Origin of the sequence: Acinetobacter sp. NCu2D-2 (assembly GCF_001647675.1) — a bacterium.
Lineage (GTDB): Bacteria > Pseudomonadota > Gammaproteobacteria > Pseudomonadales > Moraxellaceae > Acinetobacter.
Genome location: NZ_CP015594.1, coordinates 1,802,062 through 1,817,723, shown reverse-complemented (window position 1 = coordinate 1,817,723; position 15,662 = coordinate 1,802,062). Strand labels below are relative to the sequence as shown.

Here is a 15,662-nt window from a genome sequence, read left to right as displayed (position 1 = left end):
TACGACCGAATGTGTCGATTCTTTATGCATTCCTTTGTATACCTTTTGCACGAATTGTTCAAGCACAGCTTGGATAAAACAAAAGGGCAAGTATCATACCTTGCCCTTTGTAAAATTGCACCTGAAACAGTGATCAGTTGCAGCAATTGTCCGCGGCTTACTCAGCAGATTTTGGTCGATCTAACAAACCAAAAGTCATGCGATTGGTCAAACTACGCTTCTCTGCTTGGTTTGTTTCAGATTTCACATCATCTTCAGCAGTGGTTTTTGCACCTGAACCTAAAATACCCAATGTCGCACGGTTAAAGAAGCTTGCTTCACTGCGTGCTGCACGGAAGTCGACACTGCCATCTGCTTTAACTAGATTCGGGTAGTTCAGTTTTAAAATGTCGACATATTGTTGTGCTGTTGCTTTATCACCGAGTTTGTCATAACCATAAGCAATGGTTGCCAATGCTTCTGGTGTTTGTGGTGTTTGTGGGTAGTGTTCAATGACCCATTGTGAGCGTTCAACAGCAGCTAGCCATGCTTTACGTTTAATATTAAAACGTGCTGCATTCATTTCATGTTCAGCTAGTTCCTGACCGATAAACTTCATACGCTGTGCAGCATCAACCGCATATTCACTTGAAGGGAAGCGACGGATAAAGTCGACAAAGTTTTGGTAAGCAACTTTGATATAGCTCACATCACGGTGTGCTTGTTTAAGCGATGTATAACGTAGTAAACCGTTGTAGTTTTGTTCCATATTCGCTACGCCACGCACGTAGTAAGCATAGTCCACATTTGGATGCTGTGGATTCAAGCGAATAAAACGATCTGCGAGTGCTACAGCACCTTCATAATCTTTTTGTTGGAATTTTACATAGAGCAATTCAAGTTGTGCTTGCTGTGCATATTGACTGGTTGGGAAATATGTTTCCAACGCTTGTAACTGTTGCGCAGCATCTGAATATTGTTTTTTATCAAGCGCTTTTTGTGCTTTTTGAATATAAACTTGTTCACTAGCTTGTGGACCTTTATCCACGACTTCTTTTTTTGGATTACTGCTACAGCCTACCATTGCCGATGCTACACCGATTGTTAGCGCAAGCATTGTCATCTTATAATGTGGTAGCGACATAAAAATTCCTCTGTTAATACGGGCAATGAGCTACAATTGCACTATTAAACCACTTTTGTCTGAATGAGCAAATGAGTCAAGCACAATCTTCCAATTCTAATATCCCTGAAACTGATTTCAATTTACTTGAAGATTCTGAGGATGCAGATAACCATACTTCAGACGCAACTGCAACCCGTTTATCGTTGCAATTTCAAGTGGATGAAACTTACCTCGGGCAACGTATTGACCAAGTTGCAGCATTGGTGTGGAGCGATTTTTCCCGCGAAAAGCTGAAACAGTGGATCAAAGACGGTAATTTGCTGGTCAATGGCCAGCCCGTTAAACCTAAATATAAATGCGATGGCTTTGAAACTCTAACTCTTGAAGTAGAGCTTGAAGCCCAAACACGCAGCCTTCCTGAAGATATTCCATTAGACATTGTGTATGAAGATGACGATATTATCGTGATCAATAAGCCGGTCGGTATGGTGGTTCATCCGGGTGCAGGGAACATGACTGGAACATTGGTGAATGCCTTATTGCATCACTATCCAAAGTCAGTGGAACTCGCACGTGCAGGTTTGGTACACCGTATTGATAAAGACACATCAGGTCTTTTAGTTGTGGCTAAAAACCTTGAAGCACAGTTCTCTTTAAGCCGTCAGCTTGAGAAAAAATCGGTGTATCGTGTCTATGATTTAGTGGTGTATGGCAACATCATCGCAGGTGGCACAATTGATGAACCGATCAAACGCCATCCTGTCGATCGCGTAAAAATGGCAGTATTACCGGGCGGTAAAGATGCAGTTACTCACTATAACGTGAAAGAACGTTTCCAACACTTTACCCGTGTTCAAGCGCGTCTTGAAACAGGTCGTACCCATCAGATTCGTGTGCATTTTAGCTACTTAGGTTTCGGTTTGGTCGGTGACCAAGTGTATATGCCACGTGTGCGTATGCCAGCAGGTGCTTCACAATTACTTGATGACACGCTACGCAGCTTTAAACGTCAGGCACTGCATGCAGCAACTTTGGGCTTAAAACATCCGCGTACCAAAGAAGAAATGACGTTCCATGCGCCATGGCCTGAAGACTTTAACAATCTTGTTGAAGTGCTACGCAGCGAAAACAAAGCCTACTAAGTATTTAATCGATCATATAAAGGAATAGACATGCAATTTGTACAGGGTTTCCCTCAAGGTGTATATGTAGGGCAAACTCGTGTTCATCACGAACAGACTCAGCCATCCAAACAACCTGAATTACAGGGGTTTAATTTGGCATTGCATGTCAATGATTCAGCCGCGCGTGTACAGACCCACCGTATTGCATTGCTCAATGACTTTAAGCCTTATGCGGTCGATAAAATCACTTGGATGACCCAAACACATAGCACCATCTGCCACACGGTGAATGAACAAATCACCTTTAATGCTTTGGTGGGAGATGGTTTGGTTACGCAGCGTAAACATCATGCCTTGATGATGATGACTGCAGACTGCTTGCCAGTGGTCTTGGTTAATGCTGAAGGTACAGAAGTTGCAAACTTACACGCAGGCTGGCGTGGACTTGCTAATGGTATTATTGAAAATACTATTGCAGAAATGCAGTCTGAGCCTGTGTATGCATGGTTAGGTGCTGCCATTAGCCAAGACTGTTTTGAAATTGGACAGGAAGTCAAAGACGCATTTTGTTCAAAATATCCTGAATTGGACACGGCTTTTAAAGCAGGTGAAAAAGCAGGGAAACATTATGCCGATTTGTATGCGATTGCCCGTTATATCTTGCAGCAACATGGTGTAACGCATGTGCTGGGTGGTGACCAATGTTCATACCAACAACAGGATGAATATTTCTCTTACCGCTGTGAAGCCAAAACTGGGCGTATGGCAACATTCGTGTTTATGGCTTGAGAATGCTACACTTTTATCAAATGATTGGCTGTTAATTGTTATGTCTTTATCTTCCAAACTGATTGTGGTGGTGTATCACAGTCCCTATGGTCACACTGCAAAAGTGGCACATTATATTGCCGAGGGTGCAAAGCAATCCGAGCTCAATGTGCAACTGATGGATGTTGAACATATTGATTGGGATGTATTGGATCAGGCAGAAGCAATTGTAATGGGTTGCCCGACTTATATGGGCAGCATCAGTGCAGCCATGAAACTGTTTATGGAACAGTCTTCGAAACGTTGGTTGGCGCGCTCTTGGCAAGGTAAACTTGCTGCAGCCTTTACCAATGGTGGTGGATTAAGCGGTGATAAACTTGCAGTGTTACAGCAAATCAATTTATTTGCCATGCAGCACGGCATGTTATGGACAGGTTTACCACTCATGCCGACAGGGCGGAGTAATGCTGATTTAAACCGTATGTCGAGCTTTTTGGGACTGATGACGCAGTCAGATAATGCACCTGTGGATGTCACACCACCTGAAGGCGATTTACGTACCGCAGTACAATTTGGTCAGCATATTGCACATACCGTTCAGCGATTAAACTAAAAGATTTTTATAAAAAAACCTCCCGATGGGGAGGTTTTTTAATTTATGCATGTCATTATCTGTGGAAGATACGCGCTTTATCACGTTGCCAATCGCGGTCTTTTTCAGAGGCACGTTTGTCGTGTAATTGCTTACCTTTCACCAACGCAATTTCAAGCTTGGCGTGTGGACCTTTCCAATAGCAGGCAAGCGGCACACACGAATAACCTTTTTGGTTAATTGCCCCTTGTAGCTTTTCAATCTCACGACGATTAAGCAAAAGCTTACGTGTACGCGTTGCTTCAGGCACAACGTGAGTCGATGCGCTGAGTAAAGGCTGTACTTGCGCGCCAAACAGGAATGCTTCACCATTTTTAAAAGTAATATAACTTTCGACAATGGTCATGCGACCAGCACGCATTGATTTGACTTCCCAACCTTGTAGAGAAAGTCCTGCTTCAAATTTTTCTTCAATAAAATAATCGTGACGTGCACGCTTGTTGAGTGCAATCGTTCCGCTATTATTTTTTTTAACTACAATACTTGCTTTCGCCATAATCTGATACTTCCAATCCTACCGCTATTGTACCGCAACTCGACCTAAGATGAAGTTTTTTAAATTTATGCGGATTATTCACCAAAAAAACAAGTTTTTGTTAAAATAGGCTTCTACATAACAAACAGAGTACAAATGGATGTCTAAAACTCGTGTTATTTATCCGGGGACGTTCGATCCAATTACCAATGGTCATATTGATTTGGTTACGCGCGCTTCACGTATGTTTGATGAAGTTGTGGTGGCAATTGCAGTTGGACATCATAAGAATCCGGTCTTCAGTTTAGAAGAACGAGTGGCATTGGCTAAGGCATCTTTAAGTCATTTGTCGAATGTTGAGTTTGTAGGCTTTGATGGCTTGTTAGTGAACTTCTTTAAAGAGCAAAAAGCAACGGCAGTACTGCGTGGTTTACGCGCTGTGTCTGACTTTGAGTATGAGTTTCAATTGGCGAACATGAACCGCCGTCTTGACTCACAATTTGAAGCGGTATTTCTAACACCATCCGAACAAAATTCATTTATTTCATCTACATTGGTACGTGAAATTGCACGTTTAAATGGTGATGTGACTCAGTTTGTGCATCAATCTGTGGTCGAGGCCTTTAAACGTAAACAACAACAAGGTTGGTAGCGTGTCTTTAATTATCACCGATGAATGTATTAACTGTGATGTCTGTGAGCCTGTATGTCCAAATGAGGCGATTTTCATGGGTGACGTCATCTATGAAATTAACCCGAATTTGTGTACCGAATGCGTCGGACATCACGATAAACCGCAGTGTCAGCTCTTCTGTCCTGTGGACTGTATCCCGCTTGATCCGAATCATGCTGAAACGCGTGAAGAGCTTCAAGCCAAGTACGAAAAGCTAACTGCTCAAAAAACATCAAGCAATTAATCGCTAATTTTGTTAAGATGCCTCTCGAAGTGAGCCAGACGATCGCTGCTGTGGAAATCTCCGTGATTGAAGCAGGGGAGGAAAGTCCGGGCTTCATAGGGCAAGGTGCCAGGTAACGCCTGGGCGGTGTAAACCGACGGCAAGTGCAGCAGAGAGTAGACCGCCTCATTCGTGAGGTAAGGGTGAAAGGGTGCGGTAAGAGCGCACCGCATGGCTGGTAACAGTTCATGGCGAGGTAAACCCCACCGGAAGCAAGACCAAATAGGAATCCATTAGGCATGGCCCATGCTGGATTCGGGTAGGTCGCTTGAGCGCATGAGTGATTGTGCGCCTAGAGGAATGATCGTTCACGACAGAACCCGGCTTATCGGCTCACTTCAACAAATTTTGATCAAACAGCACATTATGGGCTTGACGTTTAAAACAGAAAATCCCATAATGCGCGCACAGTTTAAGGCTATGTAGCTCAGTTGGTTAGAGCACCGCACTCATAATGCGGGGGTCACAAGTTCAAGTCTCGTCATAGCCACCATATTCTGAAAAACCCACTCCGATTGAGTGGGTTTTTTTATGTCTTTAAGAATGATAATGATATTATGACTATTAAATAAGCGGCTGAATTTTAATAACTAACAATGACAACAGATCAACTAAATTGGCAAAAAGATAATTTAGAAAATATTCAAACTGCTTGGGAGGGCGATTTATGGGATCGCCGTCGTTTAGGTGAACAGCTGACTAATTATGTTGATCGTTTGGAATGTGGTGCTGTTTTAGCTTTAGATGCGCGTTGGGGTGAAGGCAAAACATGGTTTGTAAGGCATTGGAAAAGGCATTTAGAAACGACACAACCACACAAGCATGATGTCATTTATTTAGATGCTTTTGTGAACGATTATTTAGATGATCCATTTCTAATTATAGCTTCTGAAATCGCTGCGAAGTTAGATCAAACTGCTCAAAATAAGCCTTTAGTTCATAAGTTCAAGAAAGCTGCTGCAGTGATGCAGCAAGGATTCCTGACACTTACTCCAACTCTTATTGCTTCAATGATTAGTTGTGCATTAACAGGGGGAATAATTCCTCTGATTAAAATCAACAATGAAAACATCAAAGATAAAATTGATGATGCGATTGATAAGGTGACGGAGAATATTGGAGAGAAAGTCACCGAAGCGATCCAAGATAAAATTGATAGTTATGAAGACGAAAAGAGTTCGTTACAGGCTTTCAAAGTTGCCTTATCTGATTTGGCTGCAAGTTTAGAAAAACCTTTAGTTTTTATTATTGATGAACTTGATCGTTGTCGTCCTGATTTTGCAATCCGATTAATTGAGAGAATTAAACATTTTTTTGATATTCCAAAAATTGTTTTTATTTTAGTAATGGATAAGGTTCAATTTTCAAAAGTCGTATGTCATAACTATGGGTATGACGAGGCTTTAGGGGAGGAATATCTAGATAAATTCATAGATTTCGAAATCGCGTTAAATCCGCTGCAGTATCCTTATAATGATGGTGTAAAGTCTAGTAGCTTTTTATTGGAAAGTATTGGAATAGACTGTTTGTCATCTGAATATTATGGTTTAGATAATCTATTTGCCTTCTTGATTAATTCTGAAAATATAACTACGCGAAGGGCGAAAAAAATTGCAAATCAATTTAGCTTTTTAAGTTTTGATAGCAATGAAAAAAATCAAATTCTCTTAATATATTTGGTGCTTTTAAAACAAATCAAAGTTATGAAAAAAACATCAGATGTTTTTCGGTATATAGTAGATTATTTTATTCAAAAATTTAGAGAATCTAATAGGGTTATTAATGGGGTTGAAGAAAATGTAATAGCACACACAGATAGTGATATTGTGTTGTATTATGCATCTTTTCAAAAAATAAGTGTGATTAATTTATTAGCTAATAGATTGAAATACTATGATTCTGATCAATCAGGTGATATGGCATTGGGTATAAATTATTTACCTTCAAATAGAATTGATGAGATGTGTGACTTTAACAAAGAGTGGCTTACATATATTCGTGGTGGTTTAGCTTTTAATATAATTTACTAATGAATTAACATCATCCGTTTGCAATTGCTCACGCATTTTTAAAAACTGCTTTTCATCTAAGTCATAGAGCTTAAGAGAAAGCAGTTTTTTTATATCTTTTTCAGGAAAGCGGTATTTAATGATTTTCGCAGGTACGCCACCCACCACAGCATAAGGCGGTACATCTTTAGTCACGACCGCACCTGTTGCCACGACCGCACCTTCACCAAGTCTTACCCCTTGCATAATCATGGCGCGAGAACCAATCCAGCAACCATCACCAATCACAGTATCGCCAGCAGGCACAAAACTGCGTGTATCGAACGGAAATGCTGAAATCCAATCGGTGCGGTGCAATTGGTTGCCACCCATCATAATCACGCATTCTGCGCCAAAACAGACGAAATTGCCGATATAGAGCTGATCAATCGGACGCTCTGGGGTAGAGGGCTTGTCATGTAAATAACGCACCACACAACGCTCAAAACCTTGATCCCAATAGGCTGAGTAATAACTGTAATTACCTTTAATATGAATATTCGGGTTCTTTACCGTTTTAGAGATAAATTCGAATTCACACCAATGGTTGACAGGCGAGTTGATCAGCTTTTCAGACATGGGAAAAAGATGTTGATGGGGTGAAGGGATTATAGCTGATATTTTTAACCTCTCCCTAGCTCTCTCCTAAAATGAGAGGGGATCATGTATATCAAATGAATGAGGTGATACTCCCTCTCCCTCGGGGAGAGGGTTAGTGTGAGGGATTCCAAAAACAAAAAACCCCTCAAAAGAGGGGCTTTGCAATGAAAACATTCAATTAAGAAATGTATTCAACTTTCACGATTTCGTATTCAACTTCACCGTTTGGTGTATTGATTTTCACATCGTCGCCTTCGTTTTTACCCAATAAGCCACGTGCGATTGGTGAGTTCACCGAGATTTTATTAATTTTAAAATCTGCTTCGTCATCACCCACAATACGGTAAGTTTTTTGCTCTTCAGTGTCTAAGTTTTCAATCGTTACAGTTACACCGAAAACAACACGACCGTTTTGTTCAAGCTCTTTAACATCGATCACTTGGCAAGCGCCGAGTTTGCCTTCGATGTCTTGAATACGACCTTCACAAAAACCTTGTTGCTCACGAGCAGCATGATATTCCGCGTTTTCTTTTAAATCACCATGTTCACGTGCTTCAGCAATCGCTGCAGTAATACGTGGACGTTCAACAGTTTTCAGTTGATGTAATTCTTTCTCTAAGGCTACTTTGCCTTCAGGAGTCATAGGATAACGTTGCATAGTTGTCCCTCAAAAAAGTAAGTAAAAATGTATAAGTCTTTAAATAAAAAAAAGCCCGCCACCAAGAAGGTGACGGGACTTCTTGGAAGCTAATTAACCTTTAGAAAGGTCTTGTAGACGGTATACATCCATTGGCAATTTAATCGCTAAAGCTTGGCATACTGCATCAGCACCATTCAAGGTAGTTGTGTAATACACTTTGCCTTGAAGTGCAGAGCGGCGGATCGAGAATGAATCTTCTTGAGCTTGTTTGCCTTCAGTTGTATTGATAATGAGCTGAACTTCGCCATTTTTCAAGCGATCGACAATATTAGGACGACCTTCTGTGACTTTGTTCACACGTTCACATTCAATACCTGCAGCTTTGATCACATCATAAGTACCGCCAGTCGCGATGACTTTGAAGCCAAGCTCAGTCAACTGTTTCGCAATACCAACTGCACGAGGCTTGTCAGAGTGACGAACAGAGATGAATGCACGTTTTACTTCACCTTCAGTTGGTAGACCGGGTAAACGATCGTTCGAGCCTAAAACAGCTTTATAGAACGCTTCACCAAATGTTTTACCAACACCCATCACTTCGCCTGTAGATTTCATTTCAGGGCCAAGGATTGGGTCAACACCAGGGAATTTGTTGAATGGGAACACAGCTTCTTTTACAGAGAAGTGTTCAGGGATAATCTCTGAAGTGAATCCTTGAGATTCTAGAGATTGACCCGCCATACAACGTGCAGCGACTTTCGCTAAAGATTCACCAATACACTTAGAAACGAACGGCACAGTACGAGATGCACGTGGGTTCACTTCTAGGATGTAAATGTCATTACCTTTAACAGCAAACTGTACGTTCATCAAACCAACAACGCCAAGTTCTTTCGCCATTGCGATGGTTTGACGACGCATTTCGTCCTGAATCTCTTTAGATAAAGAGTAAGGAGGAATAGAACATGCAGAGTCACCTGAGTGAATACCGGCTTGTTCGATGTGCTGCATGATACCGCCAATCACAACGTCTTTACCGTCAGATACGCAGTCTACGTCAACTTCGATGGCATCATCTAAGAAGTGGTCAAGAAGAACAGGCGCTTCGTTTGACGCTTGAACTGCATCACGTAAGTAGCGTTTGAGTTCTTCGTCGTTATATACGATTTCCATCGCACGACCACCAAGAACGTAAGAAGGACGTACCACAAGTGGGTAGCCAACTTTCGCAGCTTCTGCCATACCTTCTTCAGCAGATTTTACGATGCTGTTGTTTGGTTGACGAAGTTGTAGACGTTGAATCATTTGTTGGAAACGTTCACGGTCTTCTGCACGGTCAATCGCATCAGGTGATGTACCGATAATTGGCGCACCAGCTTCTTCTAAAGCACGAGCCAATTTAAGCGGAGTTTGACCGCCGTACTGAACGATAATGCCTTTAGGCTTCTCGATACGTACGATTTCAAGCACATCTTCCAACGTAATCGGTTCGAAGTACAAACGATCTGATGTGTCGTAGTCAGTAGAAACTGTTTCAGGGTTGCAGTTCACCATGATAGTTTCATAGCCGTCTTCACGCATTGCAAGGGCAGCGTGTACACAGCAGTAATCGAATTCGATACCTTGACCAATACGGTTAGGACCGCCACCGATAACCATGATCTTGTCGCGAGTAGATGGATTCGCTTCACATTCTTCATCGTAAGTTGAGTACATGTAAGCTGTATCAGATTCGAATTCAGCCGCACATGTATCTACACGTTTGTAAACAGGGGTCACGCCCAAGTTCCAACGGTGTTTACGGAATTGTTTTTGTGAAATACCCATCAATTTCGCAATACGAAGGTCAGATAAACCTTTGCGTTTGAACGAACGGATGTTGTCAGCGTTTAAGTCACCAAAACCTAAAGATTTGATTTTCTCTTCAGTTTTGATGATGTCTTCGATTTGGATCAAGAACCAACGGTCGATGTTCGTCGCAGCAAAGACTTCGTCTAACGTGAAGCCATGACGGAATGCATCGCCCACGTACCAAATACGCTCAGGACCAGGTACTTTAAGTTCTTGAAGGATTTTTTCTTTCGCGCCTTCAGTCCCCACTTCGATTTTTTCATCAAAGCCAGCAGCACCCACTTCAAGACCACGAAGTGCTTTTTGTACAGATTCTTGGAAGTTACGGCCAATCGCCATGACTTCACCCACAGACTTCATCTGAGTCGTCAAAGTTGCGTCAGCTTGTGGGAATTTCTCGAAGTTGAAACGAGGAATCTTAGTAACAACGTAGTCAATCGCAGGTTCGAATGATGCAGGAGTTGTACCGCCAGTGATGTCATTTTTCAATTCATCAAGGGTGTAACCGACTGCCAATTTCGCTGCGATTTTTGCAATTGGGAAACCAGTTGCTTTAGATGCCAAAGCAGATGAACGAGAAACACGTGGGTTCATCTCGATCACAACCATACGGCCATCTTTCGGGTTAATACCGAACTGAACGTTCGAACCACCAGTTTCTACACCAATTTCACGAAGTACTGCTAAAGACGCATTACGTAAAAGTTGGAATTCTTTGTCTGTCAATGTTTGTGCAGGAGCAACCGTGATTGAGTCACCAGTGTGAACGCCCATTGGGTCAAAGTTTTCAATGGTACATACAATGATACAGTTGTCGTTTTTGTCACGAACAACTTCCATTTCGTACTCTTTCCAACCAATCAATGATTCATCGATCAGCAATTGGTGAGTAGGAGAAAGGTCGAAACCGCGTTCACAGATCTCGATAAATTCTTCTTTGTTGTATGCGATACCACCGCCTGAACCACCCATGGTGAATGATGGACGGATAATCACAGGGAAACCGAAGCGTGCTTGAATTTCTAACGCTTCTTCCATTGATTCAGCGATGTCCGCTTTTGGACATTCAAGACCAATTTTACGCATTGCTTGGTCGAAGAGTTTACGGTCTTCGGCTTTTTCAATTGCTTCTTTGGTCGCACCGATCAATTCAACATTGTATTTTTCTAAAATGCCATGCTCATCAAGGGCAAGGGCACAGTTCAATGCAGTTTGACCACCCATGGTTGGAAGAACTGCATCTGGGCGTTCTTTCTCAATGATTGCTGCAACAGTTTGCCACGTAATCGGTTCGATATACGTTGCATCTGCCATTGCAGGGTCAGTCATAATCGTTGCAGGGTTAGAGTTTACAAGAATAACTCGGTAACCTTCTTCACGAAGCGCTTTACACGCTTGCGCGCCTGAATAGTCAAACTCACACGCCTGACCAATCACAATCGGACCAGCACCAATAATTAAGATGCTTTTAATGTCTGTACGTTTAGCCATGATGCTTCCTTAATTACTTCTTAGATGCTTCGATAAGTTCGATGAAATGATCGAACAATGGTGCGCAGTCATGTGGACCAGGGCTTGCTTCTGGGTGACCTTGGAAACTGAACGCAGGTTTGTCTGTACGATGAATCCCTTGAAGGGTTTGGTCGAACAAAGACTTATGCGTTGCTTTCAAGTTTGCAGGAAGCGTTTCAGCGTCTACTGCGAAGCCGTGGTTTTGTGAAGTAATCATCACTGTACCATTTTCAATGTTTTGTACAGGATGGTTGGCACCGTGGTGACCGTGAGGCATTTTCACAGTCTTAGCACCGCTTGCAAGTGCAAGAATTTGGTGACCCAAGCAAATACCGAATACAGGAATATTGCGAGCGTCTTCTACAATTGTTTTTACAGCTTCAATTGCGTAGTCACATGCAGCTGGATCGCCGGGGCCGTTTGATAAGAAAACGCCATCTGGATTCAATGCAAGTACGTCAGCAGCAGGAGTTTGCGCAGGCACGACAGTCAATTTACAACCGCGGTCTGCGAGCATACGTAGGATGTTGGTTTTGACACCGTAATCGTATGCAACAACGTGGAATTTAAGTTCTGGTTGAGTAAAGCCTTGACCAAGTTTCCATGAACCTTCAGTCCATTCGAAGCCTTCTGGGTCGCAGCATTCTTTTGCAAGGTCTAAACCATTTAAACCACCGAATGCACGTGCTTTTTCTAGTGCTTCTTCTTCAGTGATATTTTCACCTGCAAGGATACAACCGTTTTGTGCACCTTTGTCACGCAAAATTCGAGTTAATCGTCGCGTGTCAATGTCAGCAATAGCAACAACATTGTGCTGTTCTAGATACTCACCAAGTGATTGACTAGCACGGAAGTTGCTGTGTAGTAAAGGAAGGTCACGGATAATTAAACCGTTGGCCCATACTTTATGAATACGACCTGATTCAGCGTCTTCTTCGTTACAACCTGTGTTACCGATATGTGGGTAAGTTAAAGTTACAAGTTGTTGTGCATAACTTGGATCAGTCAAAATTTCTTGATAGCCAGTCATGGCAGTGTTGAAGACGACTTCGCCAGTCGTACTACCCGATGCGCCAATCGAAGTACCTTTAAAGATAGTTCCGTCGGCAAGGGCTAAAATTGCTGGGGTGCTCAAACCAAAGCTCCTGAAATTTAGGCTGTAAAAAAGCGAGAAGACGAAAAAAAAGGAAGGCTAATAATTAAACCTACCCTCCTATGTCTGCTCGCTTGAACTTAACACGGCATTATACGCAGTAAGCCCTATGAAGTCCAACAGCTTTAAAGTAAAACTGTAAGATAAATGCCTTGCTTTTTGGTCAAAAGTCTGTTTCGTGACCAATGTTAAAAAATGTAACCATTTAATAATTGTCAGACAAATCAAAAGTTAATTTTTATCAGATTCGCTAATATGGCTATGTCGTAATATAACTATAGGAATAAAGACATGACTACCGAAGCCAAATCTACTCCCGCTAAAAAATCACTCAATGCTGTTGTTAATGAAACTGCTGAAAAGCTTGAAAAAGCAGCTGTCGAGGCGAAAGTTCAGGCAGTCGAAAATATTGAGGAAAGCAAAGAAAAGCTAGAAGCTGAAGCGAAGCAACTTAACGACACTGTACAAGATCAATTGCGTCAGTTTAAGCAAGATGTGTTGCAACGTATTGAGAGTTTAAAAGAGCAATTATTGGGTTCGCAAAAAGACTTGGTTGAACTTAAAAGCTTTATTAAAACTGAATTTACAGCTGTGATTGATGATTTATCAAAACTCAGAAAAGAACTTAAAGAAGATGTATCCCAAATTTCGAGCAAACATAAAGAGCATTTAACTGATACTTTAAAACGCTCAAAAGACAGCACTATTGAAGTGTTGAAAAAGGTGAATCCAGTGGTGAAAGCTGAATCTGCGGAGAAAGAGAGCAATTTAAAGAGTTGATCTTATTCAAAGCACATAAAAGGAGGGCATGGCTCTCCTTTTTTGTTGTTAAATAATTTGATCAGCAGAGTGCTTAAAAATCGTCAAGAAAAAACCATAGGCAAATAAAAAGTGAGGTCATTGCCTCACTCGTTATTGATCCAAACAAACCGTACTGACTTAGAAAATATGTAGCCAATCGCGTTTGTTGTGGAAATCGGCTTGTAGACTGCTGTGTTGCATTGCATAGAACTGATCACCTTGAGAAGTTTTCAGAACTGCAGAAAGCCCCAAATACATATCAGCCCATTTCAGTTTATGTTTTGCCATAAACTCAGCCAAATCTAAACTCACGTTTAAGCCGTAGTGTGTACGTTTAAGTGAATTTAGTTCAATGTCATCCGCTTCGGGTGGTGGCATATCTTCAGGATAGCGATATTCTTCAAAGGCATATGCTTGCCATGCTTGAGAAGGTGAGAGATTGATCTCACGATAAAAATCTTCACCATGCACCCCAAGAAAAATCTCAAAGCAGGTCTGTTCCCAAAGAAAATCAGTTCGCGGATGATCGGTCACCATTTCAGGCCAGCTGACCAACAGGTTTGGATCACGAATCCAAAAACCAACGTTTAGCGTTGCCAAACTATGTTGTTCGATTGCACCAACCAGTGAAATAGATTGAAAACGACGATCAAAAGCACTGAGCTCGTAACTTGCCATAGTGTCTGAACTTAGTTAGATAAATGAGCGTGACGAACAAGGTTCGAAAGTTTTTGGTTTTGTTTCGGTGCTTTTTTATAGATCAACGCAATTTTACCAATCTTTTGTACCACTTCTGCGCCAGTTTGCTCAGAAAGTTGTTCTATCAATTGTGCGCGTTCTTCACGATCTTCAGCAATGATTTTAACTTTAATCAGTTCGTGATCATTTAAAGCACGATTCAATTCTTCGACAACAGCTTCAGTCAGGCCTTTGTCACCAAGCATTACAACTGGGTTTAATGCATGTCCGATTTGACGTAAACGTTTACGTTCTTGAATAGATAAAGACGCCATGAGAGATAACCTAATTTTTAAAACGGCTTAGTATAGCAAAAGCAAAAAACAAACGCTGTAAATTCTCAGGAAATAATCATTTTCAAGTGAACATGTTGCGCTTTAAACCGTGTGATTTAGATACAGATGTATACTGCAAAACCATGCTTTTTAACGTACAATGAAACATTGGAAGTTTTTTTATTTAGAGAGTTATGGCGACGCGCATTACCAACCAAAAGTTATCAAAAAGTAGTCGTGATTGGATGAGAGAACATCTTGACGATCCTTATGTGAAAAAAGCACAGAAAGAAGGCTATCGTGCGCGTGCTGCTTACAAGCTCCTAGAAATGCAAGAAAAGTACAAAATTATTAAACCAGGTATGACCGTGGTTGATTTGGGCGCTGCACCAGGAAGTTGGTCACAAATCGCCGGTAAATTGGTCGGTGATAAAGGTCTATTGATTGCGTCTGATATTTTGCCGATGGATGCTTTACCCGATGTAACCTTCTTGCAAGGTGACTTCCGTGAAGAGGAAGTGTTCGAAAAATTGTTAGAAATTTTAAATGGACGCACTGTAGACGTTGTAATTTCAGATATGGCCCCCAATACATCAGGTAACAAGGCTGTAGATCAACCGCGTCAGATTTACTTATGCGAACTGGCTTTGGATTTTGCCAACAAGGTTTTAGGCCCTAAAGGTCAATTTGTGGTAAAAGTTTTCCAAGGTACTGGTTTTGATGAATTTCGTAAGCAAGTTGTTGATAGTTTTGATGTTCTTAAAACATCTAAACCGTTGGCATCACGTGCTCGCTCGAAAGAAGTATTCTTGATTGGGCAGGGTCGTAAGAAGGCTTTTAAATAAGTCTACTTGCCAAGTCGTTAAAAATTGTGCATTTTGTACGTTTTCATATAATTGCAAGTTATTACAGCTTAGTGATGAAGGTCGCCCTGCATAGGGTTGATCAAATTAGATTGGAATGG

16 protein-coding genes, 1 tRNA gene and 1 other RNA gene are annotated in these 15,662 nt (G+C 41.5%); 10 read left to right on the top strand and 8 right to left on the bottom strand.

Annotated elements, in window-relative coordinates; all coding sequences use genetic code 11:
* Window positions 1-157: 157 nt before the first annotated feature.
* Window positions 158-1,123 carry an outer membrane protein assembly factor BamD gene (locus tag A3K93_RS08675; RefSeq protein ID WP_067730778.1) on the bottom strand — a complete coding sequence of 322 codons (966 nt, stop codon included), beginning with the start codon at window positions 1,121-1,123 and terminating at the stop codon, window positions 158-160.
* Between the two features lie 71 nt (window positions 1,124-1,194).
* Between A3K93_RS08675 and rluD the strand changes: the two genes are divergently transcribed.
* From rluD to A3K93_RS08660, 3 genes are read left to right on the top strand one after another with little or no spacing between them, the layout of a single operon-like run.
* Window positions 1,195-2,247 (top strand): 23S rRNA pseudouridine(1911/1915/1917) synthase RluD, encoded by a 1,053-nt coding sequence (gene rluD, locus A3K93_RS08670; RefSeq protein WP_067730776.1) that lies wholly within the window; start codon window positions 1,195-1,197, stop codon window positions 2,245-2,247.
* 30 nt (window positions 2,248-2,277) lie between these two features.
* The gene (gene pgeF, locus A3K93_RS08665; protein ID WP_067730774.1) at window positions 2,278-3,018 is read left to right on the top strand and encodes a peptidoglycan editing factor PgeF; all 741 of its coding nucleotides are present in this window, start codon (window positions 2,278-2,280) and stop codon (window positions 3,016-3,018) included.
* Window positions 3,019-3,058: 40 nt separating this feature from the next.
* On the top strand, window positions 3,059-3,610 hold the full coding sequence (locus A3K93_RS08660) for a flavodoxin family protein (protein WP_067730772.1): 552 nt from the start codon (window positions 3,059-3,061) through the stop codon (window positions 3,608-3,610).
* Between the two features lie 55 nt (window positions 3,611-3,665).
* Here A3K93_RS08660 and smpB read toward each other — a convergent pair whose 3' ends face one another.
* On the bottom strand, window positions 3,666-4,145 hold the full coding sequence (gene smpB, locus A3K93_RS08655; protein ID WP_067730770.1) for an SsrA-binding protein SmpB: 480 nt from the start codon (window positions 4,143-4,145) through the stop codon (window positions 3,666-3,668).
* A gap of 139 nt (window positions 4,146-4,284) precedes the next feature.
* Here smpB and coaD point away from each other — a divergent pair, with 139 nt between their 5' ends.
* The 5 genes from coaD (at window position 4,285) to A3K93_RS08630 (ending at window position 7,110) form a co-directional block, all read left to right on the top strand.
* Window positions 4,285-4,776: a pantetheine-phosphate adenylyltransferase gene (coaD, locus tag A3K93_RS08650; protein ID WP_067730768.1), complete on the top strand. Its 492-nt coding sequence runs from the start codon at window positions 4,285-4,287 to the stop codon at window positions 4,774-4,776.
* A gap of 1 nt (window position 4,777) precedes the next feature.
* Window positions 4,778-5,041 carry a YfhL family 4Fe-4S dicluster ferredoxin gene (locus tag A3K93_RS08645; RefSeq protein WP_067730766.1) on the top strand — a complete coding sequence of 88 codons (264 nt, stop codon included), beginning with the start codon at window positions 4,778-4,780 and terminating at the stop codon, window positions 5,039-5,041.
* A 26-nt stretch (window positions 5,042-5,067) separates the two neighbouring features.
* An RNA gene (gene rnpB / locus A3K93_RS08640) (RNase P RNA component class A) lies at window positions 5,068-5,424 on the top strand.
* Between the two features lie 72 nt (window positions 5,425-5,496).
* A tRNA-Met gene (locus A3K93_RS08635) sits at window positions 5,497-5,573 on the top strand.
* A gap of 103 nt (window positions 5,574-5,676) precedes the next feature.
* Window positions 5,677-7,110: a KAP family P-loop NTPase fold protein gene (locus A3K93_RS08630; protein ID WP_067730764.1), complete on the top strand. Its 1,434-nt coding sequence runs from the start codon at window positions 5,677-5,679 to the stop codon at window positions 7,108-7,110.
* Here the strand turns inward: A3K93_RS08630 and A3K93_RS08625 are convergent.
* From A3K93_RS08625 to carA, 4 genes are all read right to left on the bottom strand, one after another.
* Window positions 7,087-7,707 (bottom strand): CatB-related O-acetyltransferase, encoded by a 621-nt coding sequence (locus tag A3K93_RS08625; protein ID WP_067730762.1) that lies wholly within the window; start codon window positions 7,705-7,707, stop codon window positions 7,087-7,089. The two genes, A3K93_RS08630 and A3K93_RS08625, sit on opposite strands and share 24 nt — an antisense overlap.
* 199 nt (window positions 7,708-7,906) lie before the next feature.
* Window positions 7,907-8,386 (bottom strand): transcription elongation factor GreA, encoded by a 480-nt coding sequence (gene greA / locus A3K93_RS08620; protein WP_067730760.1) that lies wholly within the window; start codon window positions 8,384-8,386, stop codon window positions 7,907-7,909.
* A gap of 93 nt (window positions 8,387-8,479) precedes the next feature.
* Window positions 8,480-11,710, bottom strand: a complete 3,231-nt coding sequence (carB, locus tag A3K93_RS08615) for a carbamoyl-phosphate synthase large subunit (protein ID WP_067730758.1) — start codon at window positions 11,708-11,710, stop codon at window positions 8,480-8,482.
* Between the two features lie 13 nt (window positions 11,711-11,723).
* Window positions 11,724-12,866 carry a glutamine-hydrolyzing carbamoyl-phosphate synthase small subunit gene (gene carA, locus A3K93_RS08610; RefSeq protein ID WP_067730756.1) on the bottom strand — a complete coding sequence of 381 codons (1,143 nt, stop codon included), beginning with the start codon at window positions 12,864-12,866 and terminating at the stop codon, window positions 11,724-11,726.
* A gap of 309 nt (window positions 12,867-13,175) precedes the next feature.
* Here carA and A3K93_RS08605 point away from each other — a divergent pair, with 309 nt between their 5' ends.
* Window positions 13,176-13,664: a hypothetical protein gene (locus tag A3K93_RS08605; protein WP_067730754.1), complete on the top strand. Its 489-nt coding sequence runs from the start codon at window positions 13,176-13,178 to the stop codon at window positions 13,662-13,664.
* Between the two features lie 159 nt (window positions 13,665-13,823).
* Here A3K93_RS08605 and A3K93_RS08600 read toward each other — a convergent pair whose 3' ends face one another.
* Together A3K93_RS08600 and yhbY are read right to left on the bottom strand one after the other, a co-directional pair.
* Window positions 13,824-14,363, bottom strand: a complete 540-nt coding sequence (locus A3K93_RS08600; RefSeq protein ID WP_067730752.1) for a DOMON-like domain-containing protein — start codon at window positions 14,361-14,363, stop codon at window positions 13,824-13,826.
* Window positions 14,364-14,374: 11 nt separating this feature from the next.
* The gene (gene yhbY, locus A3K93_RS08595) at window positions 14,375-14,698 is read right to left on the bottom strand and encodes a ribosome assembly RNA-binding protein YhbY (RefSeq protein ID WP_067730750.1); all 324 of its coding nucleotides are present in this window, start codon (window positions 14,696-14,698) and stop codon (window positions 14,375-14,377) included.
* A 194-nt stretch (window positions 14,699-14,892) separates the two neighbouring features.
* Here yhbY and rlmE point away from each other — a divergent pair, with 194 nt between their 5' ends.
* Window positions 14,893-15,543, top strand: coding sequence for a 23S rRNA (uridine(2552)-2'-O)-methyltransferase RlmE (rlmE, locus tag A3K93_RS08590; RefSeq protein ID WP_067730748.1), 651 nt, complete (start codon window positions 14,893-14,895; stop codon window positions 15,541-15,543).
* The last annotated feature ends 119 nt before the right edge of the window (window positions 15,544-15,662 follow it).